This is a genomic window from Arthrobacter bussei (assembly GCF_009377195.2).
GTDB classification, from domain to species: Bacteria; Actinomycetota; Actinomycetes; order Actinomycetales; family Micrococcaceae; genus Arthrobacter_D; species Arthrobacter_D bussei.
This window is the reverse complement of the sequence record NZ_VJXX01000003.1, coordinates 162,888-176,588: the sequence shown is the minus strand read 5'-3', so window position 1 is coordinate 176,588 and position 13,701 is coordinate 162,888. Positions and strand designations below refer to the sequence as shown.

Here is a 13,701-nt window from a genome sequence, read left to right as displayed (position 1 = left end):
CGTCACGGGGACCTGTCCGCTACAGGACGTCGGTGTCGCCGCTGGCGCGAAGGCGTTCGACGGCCTTCTTGACCTCCTGCGCGTGCTCCTTGGTGGTCACCAGCAGTGCGTCGGGCGTGTCGACGATGACGACGTCGTCGATGCCGATGAGGGCGATCACGCGCTTGGTGTCCGACACCACGATGCCCGAGGCGTTCTCGGAGAACACGCGCGCGCCCTCCCCCATCACCGTCAGCTCGCTGTTCTCCTCGGCCGGGTTCAGCCGGCCGATCGCGGCGAAATCGCCGACGTCGTCCCAGTTGAACTCGCCCGGGATCATGGCGACGTCACCTGCCGCCGCAGCAGGTTCGGCCACCGCGTAGTCGATGGCGATCTTCGGCAGCGTGGGCCAGACCCTCCGGGCCACCTCGACGCGCTGCGGGGTGTCCCACGCCTCGGCGATCTCCATCAGGCCGGCGTAGAGGTCGGGCTCGTTCGCGGAGAGGTGCTTGAGCATGAGGTCGACCGGAGCCACGAACATGCCCGCGTTCCAGGAGTAGTCGCCGCTGGCGATGTACCCGTCCGCGACCTCCTGCGAGGGCTTCTCGACGAACTCGATCACGGCGCGCGCGCTGGGGGCGCCGTCGATCGCCAGGGGCTCGCCGGCCCTGATGTAGCCGAAACCGGTGGAGGGGTGCGTCGGCTTGATCCCGATGGTCACGATGTACCCCTCGGCGGCCGTGTGGATCGCCGCGCGCACCGCATCCTGGAAGACCTCGACCGGTGCGATCACCTGGTCCGCGGCGAAGGACCCCATGATGATGCCCGGATCCCGCCGGTGGAGGATGGCCGCGGCGAGCCCGATGGCGGCGCCGGAGTCCTTGGGCTCGGACTCGAGGACGAGGTTCATGTCCTCGATCTCGGGCAGTTGCTCCAGGACGGCCCGGCGGTGGACGATGCCGGTGACGACCATGGTGCGACCGTCACACAGGGGGCGGAGGCGATCGTAGGTCGCACGGATCAGCGTGCTCCCGGAGCCGGTGAGGTCATGGAGGAACTTCGGCGCCGCGGCACGCGACAGAGGCCACAGCCGGGTGCCGGTCCCTCCCGCGGGGATCACGCCGTGGAAGCGCTCCAGCACATTGTCAGGGGTACGGGCAGCCGCCCTCTCGGTACTCATCCGTTCCACGGTAACCGACGCGCCCCGGGGGCCCGGAACCACCGGCCGTCCGCCGGTGTTAACAAGGTCACAGGTGAGGGGCCCCTAAATTGATCCAGGAGTGTCACCGGCCTAGATTATTCTTATCGAAGAGTGCTGTCGCACCGGCGTATCCCTGCGTATAGCGCGCTAACGCCCAGGCGATGCAGGGAGGTAATTTCAATGCCGAAGACACTGACTAAGTCGCTGACACCAGCGGGCACCCTCTACCGTGGCCGCGAAGGCCAATGGTCCTGGGTGGCACACCGCATCACCGGGGTCGTGATTTTCTTCTTCCTCCTGGTCCACGTACTGGACACGTCCCTCGTCCGGGTCTCGCCCGAGGCGTACGACGCCGTGATCGCCTCCTACAAGAACCCCATCATGGGTCTCGGGGAGCTCGGGCTGGTCGCGGCCATCGTCTTCCACGCCTTCAACGGCATCCGCGTGATCCTCGTGGACTTCTGGAAGAAGGGCCCCAAGTACCACCGCCAGATGCTCTGGAGCGTCATCGGCCTCTGGGCCGTCGTCATGATCGCCTTCTCGATCCGCCATCTCTCGCACGTCTTCGGAGGTTAGTACCCATGGCTACCCCAACCATCGAGAGCCCACGCTCCGGCCGCGTCTCCCCCGGCTACTCACGCACCCCGGGCTCCCGCGGGAACTTCGAAATGGTCGCCTGGCTGTTCATGCGGCTCTCCGGAGCCATCCTCGTGGTGCTCATCTTCGTCCACCTCTACGTCAACCTCGTCGCAGGTGACGGCATCAGCGGGATCGACTTCGGTTTCGTCGCCGGCAAGTGGGCCGACCCTGTCTGGCAGATCTGGGACCTGACGCTCCTGTGGCTCTCCATGCTGCACGGCACCAACGGCATCCGCGTGATCATCAACGACTACGCCGAGAAGAACAGCACCCGCATGTGGCTCAAGGGTGTCCTGTACACCTCGACCGTCGTCATCGTGGTCCTCGGCACCCTCGTGATCTTCACCTTCGATCCGTGCCCCGTGATCGACGGTGTGGCGCACGTCGCGGATTACTGCCCCGCACCCTGACGCCACCCCGTAGTCCGTCCCTGCCGCAGGTCGGCAGTTCCCGCATGACCGGCCCACTGGGGCGCCCTCATGCACCCTCACCGGTTTCAACAGAAAGAGCGACCAGCATGCAGGTCCACAAGTACGACGTCGTCATCGTCGGCGCGGGCGGCGCGGGAATGCGCGCAGCCATCGAGTCCGGCCAGCGGGCCCGCACCGCCGTGCTGACCAAGCTCTACCCCACCCGCTCCCACACCGGCGCAGCACAGGGTGGCATGTGCGCAGCACTCGCGAACGTCGAAGAGGACAACTGGGAGTGGCACACGTTCGACACCGTCAAGGGCGGTGACTACCTGGTGGACCAGGACGCGGCGGAGGTCATGGCCAAGGAAGCCATCGAAGCGGTCCTGGACCTCGAGAAGATGGGGCTGCCGTTCAACCGTACGCCCGAGGGCCGGATCGACCAGCGCCGCTTCGGCGGACACACCCGCGATCACGGCAAGGCACCCGTCCGGCGCTCGTGCTACGCAGCGGACCGTACGGGTCACATGATCCTCCAGACGCTCTACCAGAACTGCGTCAAGCACAACGTGGAGTTCTACAACGAGTACTACGTCCTCGACCTGCTCATGGTGGACCAGGAGGTCACCGAGGACGGCGTCACCCGCATCCAGAAGCGCGTGGCCGGGGTCGTCTCCTACGACCTCGCGTCCGGCGAACTGCACGTCTTCCAGGCGAAGTCCGTGGTGTTCGCCTCGGGCGGTGTCGGCAAGGTCTACAAGACGACCTCCAACGCCCACACCCTCACCGGCGACGGCATGGGTATCGCGTTCCGCAGGGGCATCCCCCTCGAGGACATGGAGTTCTTCCAGTTCCATCCGACCGGCCTCGCGGGCCTCGGCATCCTCCTCTCGGAGGCCGCCCGCGGCGAGGGCGCGATCCTCCGCAACTCGGAGGGTGAACGCTTCATGGAGCGTTACGCCCCCACCATCAAGGACCTCGCGCCGCGCGACATCGTCGCCCGGTCGATGGCCAACGAGGTCCGCGAAGGACGCGGAGCCGGGCCGAACAAGGACTACGTCCTCCTCGACCTGACCCACCTCGAGCCCGCACACATCGATGCGAAGCTGCCCGACATCACGGAGTTCGCCCGCACGTACCTCGGCGTCGAGCCCTACACCGAGCCCGTGCCCGTGTTCCCGACGGCGCACTACGCCATGGGTGGCATCCCGACCAACATCAAGGCCGAGGTGCTCTCGGACAACGACACCGTGGTGCCCGGCCTGTACGCCGCCGGCGAGGTCGCCTGCGTCTCCGTTCACGGCTCGAACCGCCTCGGCACCAACTCGCTCCTCGACATCAACGTGTTCGGCAAGCGCGCCGGCCTCGCTGCGGCAGAGTACGCCCTCACCGCCGACTTCGTGGAGATCCCCGAGAACCCGACCACCGAGACGGAGGAGCTCCTGAACCGGGCCCGCAGCTCGGAGGGCGGGGAGCGCGTGGCCCTCATCCGCAAGGAGCTGCAGGACATCATGGACGCGAATGTCCAGGTGTTCCGCACCGAGCAGACGCTGGTCGAGGCCCTGCGCGTGATCGATACGCTGGAGGAGCGCTACACGCGGATCACCGTGCAGGACAAGGGCAAGCGGTTCAACCTCGACCTGCTGGAGGCCGTCGAACTCGGCTTCCTCCTCGACATGGCCAAGGTCATGACTGCCGCTGCCCTGCACCGCAAGGAGTCCCGTGGTGGCCACTTCCGTGAGGACTACCCCGAGCGGGACGACGAGAATTTCATGACCCATTCCATGGCCTACAAGGACCCCCGCGCCACCGAGACCAGTGGCGTGCGCCTTGAGACCAAACCGGTGATCTTCACCCGATACCAGCCCATGGAGCGTAAGTACTGATGAGCACCGAAACGATGGAAAAGGAGCCGGCCTCCAAGGTCGAGCTCGCGCCCGGCGTCGGCGGCGGTGGAGAGATCCCCACCTTCGACATCACCCTGAAGGTCCGGCGCTACAACCCCGAGGTGTCCGACGAGGCACACTGGGACGAGTGGCAGCTGACCATGTACGGCACGGACCGCGTGCTGGACGCCCTGCACAAGGTCAAGTGGGAGCACGACGGTTCCGTCTCCTTCCGCCGGTCCTGCGCGCACGGCGTCTGCGGGTCCGATGCCATGCGCATCAACGGCCGTAACAGGCTGGCCTGCAAGACGCTGCTGAAGGATCTCGACACCTCCAAGCCGATCCTGGTGGAACCCATCAAGGGACTGCCGGTGGAGAAGGACCTGATCGTGGACATGGAGCCGTTCTTCCAGTCCTACCGCGAGATCATGCCGTTCCTCGTCAGCAAGGGCCACGAGCCCACGAAGGAGCGTCTGCAGTCCGCCGAGGAGCGCGACCGCTACGACGACACCACGAAGTGCATCCTCTGCGCGGCCTGCACTTCCTCCTGCCCGGTCTTCTGGACGGACGGTCAGTACTTCGGGCCGGCCGCGATCGTCAACGCGCACCGGTTCATCTTCGACTCGCGCGACGACGCCGGGGACATGCGCCTCGAGATCCTCAACGACAAGGAAGGTGTCTGGCGCTGCCGGACCACCTTCAACTGCTCCGAGGCCTGCCCTCGCGGCATCCAGGTCACCAAGGCCATCTCGGAGGTCAAGCAGGCGATCCTGACCCGCAAGGTCTGACTCTCTGCTCGGGAGCCGATGCCGGAGGCGGCGTTCGGTCCTGACCACCATGTTCCACCCGAAGGCGGCCCGTCACATGACGGGCCGCCTTCGTCGTCTCCCTGCAGGTGCCGACGATCAGATGCGGACGGTCAGGTGCGGATGGCCGGGCGCGGATGGCCGGGTTCGGACGTCGGGTTCGGACGGCCAGGTGAGGACGTCGGGTTCGAACGTCGGATGCGGACGACCAGATACGGACGTCAGGTGCGGTTCCCGCGCCGGCTGCGCTGGCGGAGGGTGCCGCCCTTCGCGTGGTGCTGCCGCTCGGCGTCGGTGTCGGCGTCGGCGGTTCCGACGGCGCACCACGCCGTCGCCACCAGGTACACCTGGCTCAGGAGGAAGAACCAGACGAACAGCGCGAGGATCACGGCGAAGGACAGCAGGAGCGGATTGTTGCCGAAGCTTCCGAGGATCTGGGTGGAGAAGGTGCGGAGCAGCGTGGTCCCGACCCCGGCGATCACCGCACCCTGGATCAGGACCGGACGCGGCATCTCGATGGCGGACGCGGACCGGAACAGGACCACGGCCACGAGGATGTCCAGCAGGATCATCACCGCGAATCCGGCTACCTGTGTCAGGAGCTGGCTCACGCTCGTCAGGTTGAGGAAGCTCAGGAGGGCCCCCAGCGTGTTCGTCGCCACGACGCCCAGGGCGGTTGTCACGAGCATGATCACACCCAGGACCGCGAGCGTCCCGAGGTCCTTCGCCCAGAGGACCACGGGCGGCGCGGCGACGGGCTTCAGCGCGAAGATCCCGCGCATGGCCTGGCGCATGCCACCGATCCAGCCCAGCGCCGTCACGAGCATGACGGCCGAGGACACGACGATGGCCCAGCCGAGTCCACTGGTCGCGTCGAAGAGGCGAGTGGGAGTAATGACGCCGCCCCCGTCGTCCTGCAGGTCGATCAGCCCCGGTACCGCTTTGTCGAGGGCGTCGACGGACAGTTCGCGCAGGCTCTCATCACCTGCGACCACGAGCCCGAGTGCGGCGAATGCCACGACGAGCAGGGCGGAGATGGCGAAGAACAGGCGGTAGGCGAGCCCCGCCGCCATCAGCGGACCGCGGCGCTCGTTGTAGAGCAGGACCACGCGCACGGGCCTCAGGGTGTAGAACCGCGAGATCGCAAGATCCACCCTCGCCAGGAGGAGGCCCGCGCCGCCGTCACCGGAGCGCTTCAGCCTCCCGACCCGGACCTGGGCATCGATCACCTTCCGGCGCAGATCCGCCAGGTTCGCCGGGGAGGGCTGCTCAACGGGTGGTGGTTTCGGAGCCGTCAGCGACTTCGCCAAACCGTAGCTCCTCCCTCAGTTTCCACAAGCCTGACGGCACGTGTTCGTACAGCCCCATGGACCGGACCTCGAAGGACGCCTCGAAGGACTCCAGTTCCGCCACAGCCGCATCCATTCCTGCCTCCGAGACATCATGCGCGACGGTCACGTGCGGATGGAAGGGGAACTCGAGGTCACGTTCGAGCGGGCCCGTCTGCAGCCTCGCATGCAGGGCCACGCATTCGTCGAATCCGTCGGCCAGCTTGAGGAACACCACGGGTGAGACCGGCCGGAAGGAGCCGGTGCTGCAGAGCCGGACCCTGAAGGGCCGCTGGTGCTGCGCGACCACCCGGACGTGCTCGATCGTGGCCTCCCAGTCGGAGGCCGGCGTCGTCGTGATCAGGGTGATGTGCGGGGGCACCACGGCTGCCATGGGGTCGCCGAAGGACGCGCGCCAGGCCTCGAGGTCACGCGCGAGCGGATCGGGGATGGGGATGGTGATGCCCACGCAGCTGCCGCTCGGTCCGGGCGGAGACGACGCCGTCGCCAGCCGGCCGGGGAGACCCGTGGAAGCGCACATGGGTCAGCGGGCTCCCGCCGCGGGAAGGAATCCCACGCGTGCGTAGACCTCCGCGAGCGTCGGCGCCGCCAGCTCACGGGCCTTCGCGGCACCCTTCGCCAGCAATCGATCGAGCTCTGCGGGGTCCGAGAGCAACTCCTCCGCCCGGTTCCGGATGGGGGTGAGGGTCTCGGCGACGACATCGGCAAGGTCCACCTTCAGGTGCCCGTACATCCGGCCCGCGTACTCGTCCTCCAGCTCGGCGATACTTCGCCCGGACAGGGACGAGAAGATCGCGAGCAGGTTCGAGATACCCGGCTTCTCCTCGCGGTCGAAGCGGATCTCCGTCCCGGCGTCGGTGACCGCCGACTTGATCCGCTTGGTCGTGACCTTCGGGTCGTCGAGCAGATTGACGAGCCCGGCGGGCGACGGCGCCGATTTCGACATCTTGGCCGTCGGGTTCTGCAAGTCGTAGATCTTCGCCGTCTCCTTCTGGATGAAGGGCTGGGGCACCACGAAGGTCTCGCCGAAGCGCGTGTTGAACCGCTGCGCGAGGTCCCGGCTCAACTCCACGTGCTGGCGCTGGTCCTCCCCCACCGGGACTCCGTCCGGTTGGTAGAGGAGGATGTCGGCGGCCTGGAGGATGGGATAGGTGAAGAGTCCCACGCTGGCGGAATCGGTGCCCTGCTTCGACGCCTTGTCCTTGAACTGCGTCATCCTGGACGCCTCGCCGAAGCCCGTGAGGCAGTTGAGCACCCACGCGAGCTGCGCGTGCTCGGGGACCTGGGACTGGACGAACAGCGTGGCCCGGTCGGGATCCACCCCCGCAGCGATGTACTGGGCGGCGGTCGTCCGCGTGCGCTGCATCAGCTCCGCCGGGTCCTGCGGGACCGTGATGGCATGCAGGTCGGGGATGAAGAACACCGCGTCGTGGGTTTCCTGCAGGCGCACCCAGTGCACGAGCGCACCGAGGTAGTTGCCGAGGTGCAGGGATCCTGCGGACGGCTGCATGCCGGAGAGGATCCGTTGCCGCCGCGCGGGGGTGAGCGTGTGGTGCTGTTCAGTCATCTGAGGAGTTCCTGGGGGATTGGATCCGGTAGTCGACGACGAGCGGGGCGTGGTCGGAGAATCTGCTGTCCCAGCTCGGTGCCCGATCGACGTCGGCGGTAGCGGCACTCTGCGCGAGTGCCTCGGTGGCCAGCTGGTAGTCGATGCGCCAGCCCGTGTCGTTGTCGAACGCCTTGCCTCGCCAGGACCACCAGGTGTACGGCCCGTCGACCTCGCCCGCGAGGTTGCGGGCGACATCCACGAAGCCGCATTCGTCCGAGAAGAAGCGATCGAAGTACGCGCGTTCCTCGGGAAGGAAGCCCGCGTTCTTCACGTTGCCCTTCCAGTTCCTGATGTCGAGCTGAGTATGGCCCACGTTGAGGTCGCCCATGACCACGGCGTGGTCGGCACCGTCGCGCAGCTGTGGCAGGCGTGCGACCATGGCCTCGAGGAACCGGTACTTGTCATCCTGCTTCTGGGTCCCGACCTCGCCCGAATGGACGTAGGCGCTGACGACGGTGAGGGTTGATCCCGCCACCTCGAAATCGGCTTCGACCCAACGACCGGCCGTGTCGAAGTAGCTGTCACCGATGGTCGTGCGGGTGGCGACGGGCTCCTGGCGGGACGCTATGGCGACTCCCGCCCGCCCCTTGGCCTCGGCCTCGGTGTGGAGGATGAACCAGCCGTCGCCGAGGAGGCTCCGTACGACGGCGTCGGGAGCCCGCACCTCCTGCAGGCAGAGGACGTCGACATCCCGTCCGTCCAGCCATTCCTGCATGCCGCGCTTGTAGGCGGCGCGGATCCCGTTGACGTTCACGGACGCGATACGCAGGGGTTTCTGCAGGGGGTTCGATGCCGGACTCACTCGATCAACCTTACCCCGGAGGGTCTGTCCCTTCACCTCGATCAGGGGGTGCTCAGTCGACGACCGTGCCCTCCACCGGACCCTCGGTGGAGCCCTTCATCATGGACCTCGCATTGTGCGAGGTGATCTCGATGGTCTCGAGGGCACGTTCCACCATGCCCTCGTCCTTGCCGAGGTACTCCCGCACGACGCCCACCTGCACCTGGACGATCTTGAAGCTGTGGTCGAGCTTCAGATCCCTCGCCCTGTCGACCGCCACCGGACCGGCCGGCGACGCACCGGCACCGCCGAACCCGCCGTGCGCCTGGATCCGGTCCGCGGCCTTCCGTGCCGCGGACCGGAGGCTCAGCACCACATAGCTGAAGATCAGGAGCCAGCCCAGGGAGATGATGGCGACCAACCAGCCGATCACGTCGTTCTGGTTGGCCGCGAAGACGACCGCCACGAGGAACACGACCACCATGACGGCCATCCCGGCCGTGCCCATGCGCATGCTCACACCCCGGCCGTGAGGCCGCCCATTGCTTCCAAGAGACTGCATCAGTCCATTCTCCCGCATGGGCCGACCGACCCCCTGGTCTTCCACCGCGGGCGAACTCACAGGGGTTTCGAAGTTTTTTCCCATCTGCCCCCATCCGTGATCGGGATCACCCCGAAGTACAGTCGTGCGCGCCCCACGGTGCGCCTCATTCGCACTATGGAGGATTTTCCCATGAACAAGAAGATGCGCTTCCTCGCAGTACCGGCCCTCGCCATCGGCGCAGTCGCTCTCGCGGGCTCCCCCGCGATGGCCGCTGACGGCTCCTACTCCTCGACCCTCGGCCAACTGAACGGCACGACGGGCACCGGCACCATCACCCTCGACGTCGTGGGCGATCAGGCCACGGTCAACCTGCAGGTCTCGGGCCTGGCCCAGACCTTCATGGACGCCCCGTACCCCCACGTCCAGCACATCCACGGTGGTGCGGCGGGCAAGTGCCCCACGCCCGCTGATGACGCCAACGGTGACGGCATCGTCAACGTTGCCGAGGGCGTACCCGGATACGGCGCCATCCAGACCACGCTGACCACGTCGGGTGCCACCACTCCGGCCGAGGGCCTGAACCTCCAGCTCGGTGGCCAGGGTGGAACGTACTCGATCCAGCGCACCATCACCCTGGATGCAGACACCCAGAAGTCGCTCGAGGCCGGCGTAGCCGTCGTCGTCGTGCACGGCCTGGACCCGGCAACCGCCGGCGTCTCCTCCGAGGTCTTCGGCAGCCCGTCCGAGATCGCCCCCGAGCTCCCCCTCGGCGCAACCTCGCCCGCACTGTGCGGGACGCTCGTGAAGACGCAGATGGGCGCCATGCCTTCCGGTGGAGCCGACACGGGTGTCGCTACCGAGTCCTCCTCCAACTCCGCGGGCATGATCGCCCTCGGTGGCGGCCTGGTCCTCGCAGCAGCAGCCGGTGGAACCTTCGCAGTGCGCCGCCGCGCAGCACACAACGCATAATCCCTGATCCCACATGATCAGTAGGAACATCGGCCATCGCTGGGGCTTTACGGCCCCGGCGGTGGCCGCCCTCTTTCTCCTCGCCGGTTGCGGATCGGGCGATGCGCCCAATTCGACGCCGGCGCCGTCGTCGTCCTCCGCTGCGACGAGCGTGGCACCGGTCGAGGCACCGACCGCCGCGCCCACCGCCGCCCCGTCCTCCGCACCCGCTGCGGCACCCGCCCCGGTTGCACCCGAACTCCCCGGCGTCCTTCCCGCCTCCGCCCCGGTCACGCTGGAGATCCCCTCGATCGGTGTCCGCACCGACCTGCTGACCCTGGGACTCCGCGAGAACAACAGTCTCGAAGTGCCACCTGACGGACCCGGTGCACCCGCGAGCTGGTACGACCAGTCGCCCACCCCGGGCGACCGCGGACCGGCCGTCATGCTCGGCCACGTCAACGCGACCGACGGCGGCAAGGGTGTCTTCGCCGACCTCCGCGCCCTCAAGGCCGGCGATCGGATCTCGGTGGTCCGCGAGGACGGTACGACCGCGGTGTTCGAGTTCCAGCGCGGCGAGGCGTACCAGAAGAACGACTTCCCGACCCTCACGGTGTACGGGAACACGCCCGGTTCTGAACTCAGGCTCATCACGTGCGACGGCTACAACCCCGACACCGGCGAGTTCGACGACAACTACGTGGTGTACGCGACCCTGGTCATCTAGCGCCGGCCACCCGGGCAGCACCAGTTCTCCCCGACCGGCGGCGGGGCTCCCCGGCCCCGCCGCCACTGTCGTCCGGGTGCGGGGCTCCACACCGATACGGTGTAGCGGGACCCGCGCGTCCCGACCGGTCAACGCCGGACCTACTTGAGGAACAGCTTCCGCAGCCTGACAGTGGTAAGCAGCAGGCCGACGGCGATCATCACCAGGAAGTAGCTCAGGTGGACCGCCGCGGCAGGAGTGAAGGAGGCGATGCTGATCTGGCGCAGCAGTTCCACACCGTGCCACAGCGGCAGGGCCTGGATGAACCACTGGACGCCCTGCGGGTAGACGCTCAGTGGATAGAACGTGGCAGAGAACAGGAACATCGGCAGCATCACGAAGTTGACCCACTCCATCTGCTGGAAGGTCTTCATGAAGCTCGTGATGCCCATCCCGAAGGACGCGAAGCCGAAGGCGATCACGACGGACGCCGGGATCATGAGCAACGCCACCGGTGTGGTGATGAGGCCCATGAGCGCCATGACCGCGGTGAAGCCGGTGGCGTACATGGCGCCGCGCAGGAGGGCCAGGAAGATCTCCCCGATCGCGACGTCCAGCGGACCCAACGACGTGTAGAGCATGCCCTGGTAGAGCTTGGCGAAGTTCATCTTGAAGAACACGTTCCATGTGCTGTCGTAGACCGCGCCGTTCATGGCGGACACCGCGAGGAGTGCCGGCGCGATGTAGGCGGCATAGCTGATCGGCTCACCGTTGGGGCCCTCGACCGACCCGACGAGCGCTCCCAGGCCCACCCCCATGGACACGAGGTAGAGCACGGGTTCGAAGAACCCGGAGACCATGACCAGCCAGTTGCTGCTGCGCGTGGCGAGCAGGCCGCGCGCGATCACGGCGCGGGCGTTGCGGGAGTAGAGCGCTGCCAGCGGTCGCCTGGACCCCTCGAGCGCGTAGTCCTGGGCGGTGAGGTGCACGCTCATCTCCCCAACCTCCTCGCGTACACCGCGCGGGCCAGCTTCAGTCCGACGACGGCGAGCACCACGAGGTACAGCACGTGCACCACGGCGAGCCAGAGGGGGAGCTCGTAGCCGTAGGTCAGCGCCCGGCCCAGCTCGGTGCCGTGCCACAAGGGCGAGATCCAGCCGATCCAGCGGAGGAACACCGGCAGGGTGTCGAGCGGGAAGAAGGTCCCGGAGAACAGGAACAGCGGCGTGACGATGAACCGCATGACGAGCGCGAACTGCCCCTTGTCCTCTTCGATCCGGGCCGAGTAGGCCATGAGCGGGAGCCCGAACGCCAGGCCGCTCAGCACCGCGACGGGGATGGCCACGGGGCCGGCGGCAGACGGTGACGCCCCGAACGCCGCGACGATGAGGAAGTAGATGATGGTGGTGACCGTCAGCCGGACGGTGACGGCGATGATGTGGCCCTGCACGATCTGGTCGGTGTTCAGGGGCGAGGCGTGCGGGCCGTAGTAGACGCGCCGCCACTTGAAGCCGTCCATCACGGGATAGGTGAACTCGGTGGCGGCGGTCATGATCGTCGCGGAGGCCAGGAGGGCCGGGGCGATGAAGGCGAGGTAGCTGACCTCGCCGAAGGCACCTGCCGAGTTCCGGTCGACGAGGGTCGCTAGGCCGATCCCCATGGCGAAGAGGTACATCACCGGCGTCCCGACGCTCGAGGCGAGGAGGGTCCACCGGTAGCTGTTCATGGACCGCAGGACGTGCTCGGCGTAGTACCAGGAGCCGAACGCACGCGCCCGGGACGCCGAGACCTCCGGCTTGTGGGCGTGCAGCCGATACGGCGGTGCCGTCACCGCGCCGTCGGTGGTGGGCGCCTGCTCAGTCAACGAGGCTCCTCCCCGTCAGGCGCAGGAAGACGTCCTCGAGCGAGGAGCGGCGGACCAGGGAGGTGATCGGACGGAGGCCCCGCGAGATGACCTGTTCGAGAGCGGCCTCGCCGTCCTGGGCGTAGATGAGGACGCGGTCGGGCAGCGGCTCGAGCCGGTCACCGATGCCCTGCAGTTCGGCGGCGACGGTCGTGTTGCGTTCCGAGCCGAAGCGCAGCTCGAGCACCTCCCGGGTCGAGTGCTCGCGGATGAGCTGAGCAGGGGACCCCTCCGCCATGATCCTGCCCTTGTCGACGACCACCAGGCGGTCGCAGAGCTGCTCCGCCTCGTCCATGTAGTGCGTGGTGAGGATCAGGGTCACGCCGGACTCCTTCAGGCGGAAGAGCCGGTCCCAGAGGATGTGCCGGGCCTGCGGGTCGAGCCCGGTGGTGGGCTCGTCGAGCAGCAGGATCTTCGGCTCGTTGATGAGCGACCGCGCGATGGTCAGGCGGCGCTTCATCCCGCCGGAAAGCGCGTCCACCTTCGCGGATGCCTTCTCCGTGAGCTGCGCGAACTCCAGGAGCTCGTCCGCCTTCGGTCTCAGGTAGCTCATCGGCAGACCGAAGTAGCGGCCGTAGACGAGGAGGTTGTCACGGACCCTGAGTTCCTCGTCGAGGTTGTCCTGCTGCGGCACCACCCCGAGGTGCGCCCTCACCTCCGGTCCGTGCTGTTCGGGATCGAGCCCCATGATGGTGAGGTCTCCCGAGGTCCGCTGGGACACCCCTCCGATCATGCGCATGGTCGTCGACTTGCCCGCGCCGTTGGGTCCGAGCAGACCGAAGGACTCCCCCGCGGGGACGTCGAAGGAGATGCCGTCGACGGCTTTGAAATCACCGTAGTGCTTGCTCAGCTGACGGGCGGAGATGACCGGCGGACCGGCGGCGAGTGTGGGCACTCGCCCAGCCTAGGCGAGAACTCCCATTGGCAGAAGCCAATGGGG

15 protein-coding genes are annotated in these 13,701 nt (G+C 67.3%); 6 read left to right on the top strand and 9 right to left on the bottom strand.

Features of this window, described 5'->3' with window-relative positions:
- Positions 1–19 precede the first annotated feature (19 nt).
- A complete protein-coding gene (locus FNH21_RS11500; RefSeq protein ID WP_152815645.1) occupies positions 20–1,159 on the bottom strand; it encodes a mannose-1-phosphate guanylyltransferase in 1,140 nt (379 codons plus the stop codon).
- Positions 1,160–1,360: 201 nt separating this feature from the next.
- Here FNH21_RS11500 and sdhC point away from each other — a divergent pair, with 201 nt between their 5' ends.
- The 4 genes from sdhC (at position 1,361) to FNH21_RS11480 (ending at position 4,903) form a co-directional block, all read left to right on the top strand.
- Positions 1,361–1,756: a succinate dehydrogenase, cytochrome b556 subunit gene (gene sdhC, locus FNH21_RS11495; RefSeq protein ID WP_055770080.1), complete on the top strand. Its 396-nt coding sequence runs from the start codon at positions 1,361–1,363 to the stop codon at positions 1,754–1,756.
- 5 nt (positions 1,757–1,761) lie between these two features.
- Entirely contained in the window at positions 1,762–2,229 is a 468-nt protein-coding gene (locus tag FNH21_RS11490) for a succinate dehydrogenase hydrophobic membrane anchor subunit (RefSeq protein ID WP_055770077.1), read from the top strand.
- A gap of 107 nt (positions 2,230–2,336) precedes the next feature.
- A complete protein-coding gene (gene sdhA, locus FNH21_RS11485) occupies positions 2,337–4,115 on the top strand; it encodes a succinate dehydrogenase flavoprotein subunit (RefSeq protein ID WP_152815642.1) in 1,779 nt (592 codons plus the stop codon).
- Positions 4,115–4,903 carry a succinate dehydrogenase iron-sulfur subunit gene (locus FNH21_RS11480; RefSeq protein WP_055770072.1) on the top strand — a complete coding sequence of 263 codons (789 nt, stop codon included), beginning with the start codon at positions 4,115–4,117 and terminating at the stop codon, positions 4,901–4,903. Before sdhA ends, FNH21_RS11480 begins: the two co-directional genes overlap by 1 nt.
- Before the next feature lie 239 nt (positions 4,904–5,142).
- On the opposite strand, the gene FNH21_RS11475 is transcribed toward FNH21_RS11480, so the two are convergent.
- From FNH21_RS11475 to FNH21_RS11455, 5 genes are all read right to left on the bottom strand, one after another.
- Entirely contained in the window at positions 5,143–6,231 is a 1,089-nt protein-coding gene (locus FNH21_RS11475; protein WP_152815639.1) for a YihY/virulence factor BrkB family protein, read from the bottom strand.
- The gene (locus FNH21_RS11470; protein ID WP_338403257.1) at positions 6,191–6,718 is read right to left on the bottom strand and encodes a 2'-5' RNA ligase family protein; all 528 of its coding nucleotides are present in this window, start codon (positions 6,716–6,718) and stop codon (positions 6,191–6,193) included. The genes FNH21_RS11475 and FNH21_RS11470 overlap by 41 nt, the downstream gene beginning before the upstream one ends.
- Before the next feature lie 75 nt (positions 6,719–6,793).
- A complete protein-coding gene (trpS, locus tag FNH21_RS11465; protein ID WP_152815632.1) occupies positions 6,794–7,837 on the bottom strand; it encodes a tryptophan--tRNA ligase in 1,044 nt (347 codons plus the stop codon).
- Positions 7,830–8,681 (bottom strand): exodeoxyribonuclease III, encoded by an 852-nt coding sequence (locus FNH21_RS11460; protein WP_422108772.1) that lies wholly within the window; start codon positions 8,679–8,681, stop codon positions 7,830–7,832. The genes trpS and FNH21_RS11460 overlap by 8 nt, the downstream gene beginning before the upstream one ends.
- Before the next feature lie 52 nt (positions 8,682–8,733).
- Entirely contained in the window at positions 8,734–9,222 is a 489-nt protein-coding gene (locus tag FNH21_RS11455) for a hypothetical protein (RefSeq protein ID WP_152815629.1), read from the bottom strand.
- Between the two features lie 171 nt (positions 9,223–9,393).
- Between FNH21_RS11455 and FNH21_RS11450 the strand changes: the two genes are divergently transcribed.
- Positions 9,394–10,173: a hypothetical protein gene (locus tag FNH21_RS11450; RefSeq protein WP_152815626.1), complete on the top strand. Its 780-nt coding sequence runs from the start codon at positions 9,394–9,396 to the stop codon at positions 10,171–10,173.
- 13 nt (positions 10,174–10,186) lie between these two features.
- Positions 10,187–10,879, top strand: a complete 693-nt coding sequence (locus FNH21_RS11445; protein ID WP_152815623.1) for a class F sortase — start codon at positions 10,187–10,189, stop codon at positions 10,877–10,879.
- Positions 10,880–11,019: 140 nt separating this feature from the next.
- Here the strand turns inward: FNH21_RS11445 and FNH21_RS11440 are convergent, their stop codons facing one another.
- The 3 genes from FNH21_RS11440 to FNH21_RS11430 are packed head-to-tail and all read right to left on the bottom strand — an operon-like array spanning position 11,020 to position 13,656.
- Positions 11,020–11,853 (bottom strand): ABC transporter permease, encoded by an 834-nt coding sequence (locus FNH21_RS11440; protein ID WP_152815621.1) that lies wholly within the window; start codon positions 11,851–11,853, stop codon positions 11,020–11,022.
- Positions 11,850–12,722, bottom strand: coding sequence for an ABC transporter permease (locus FNH21_RS11435; protein WP_241743207.1), 873 nt, complete (start codon positions 12,720–12,722; stop codon positions 11,850–11,852). Before FNH21_RS11435 ends, FNH21_RS11440 begins: the two co-directional genes overlap by 4 nt.
- Positions 12,715–13,656 (bottom strand): ATP-binding cassette domain-containing protein, encoded by a 942-nt coding sequence (locus FNH21_RS11430; RefSeq protein ID WP_191931893.1) that lies wholly within the window; start codon positions 13,654–13,656, stop codon positions 12,715–12,717. Before FNH21_RS11430 ends, FNH21_RS11435 begins: the two co-directional genes overlap by 8 nt.
- Positions 13,657–13,701: the final 45 nt, after the last annotated feature.

Bases quoted from the DNA above. Each gene is read 5' to 3' on its own strand.
- FNH21_RS11500 (WP_152815645.1), bottom strand. From the start codon at position 1,159: ATGAGTACCGAGAGGGCGGCTGCCCGTACCCCTGACAATGTGCTGGAG.
- sdhC (WP_055770080.1), top strand. From the start codon at position 1,361: ATGCCGAAGACACTGACTAAGTCGCTGACACCAGCGGGCACCCTCTAC.
- FNH21_RS11490 (WP_055770077.1), top strand. From the start codon at position 1,762: ATGGCTACCCCAACCATCGAGAGCCCACGCTCCGGCCGCGTCTCCCCC.
- sdhA (WP_152815642.1), top strand. From the start codon at position 2,337: ATGCAGGTCCACAAGTACGACGTCGTCATCGTCGGCGCGGGCGGCGCG.
- FNH21_RS11480 (WP_055770072.1), top strand. From the start codon at position 4,115: ATGAGCACCGAAACGATGGAAAAGGAGCCGGCCTCCAAGGTCGAGCTC.
- trpS (WP_152815632.1), bottom strand. From the start codon at position 7,837: ATGACTGAACAGCACCACACGCTCACCCCCGCGCGGCGGCAACGGATC.
- FNH21_RS11455 (WP_152815629.1), bottom strand. From the start codon at position 9,222: ATGCAGTCTCTTGGAAGCAATGGGCGGCCTCACGGCCGGGGTGTGAGC.
- FNH21_RS11450 (WP_152815626.1), top strand. From the start codon at position 9,394: ATGAACAAGAAGATGCGCTTCCTCGCAGTACCGGCCCTCGCCATCGGC.
- FNH21_RS11445 (WP_152815623.1), top strand. From the start codon at position 10,187: ATGATCAGTAGGAACATCGGCCATCGCTGGGGCTTTACGGCCCCGGCG.
- FNH21_RS11440 (WP_152815621.1), bottom strand. From the start codon at position 11,853: ATGAGCGTGCACCTCACCGCCCAGGACTACGCGCTCGAGGGGTCCAGG.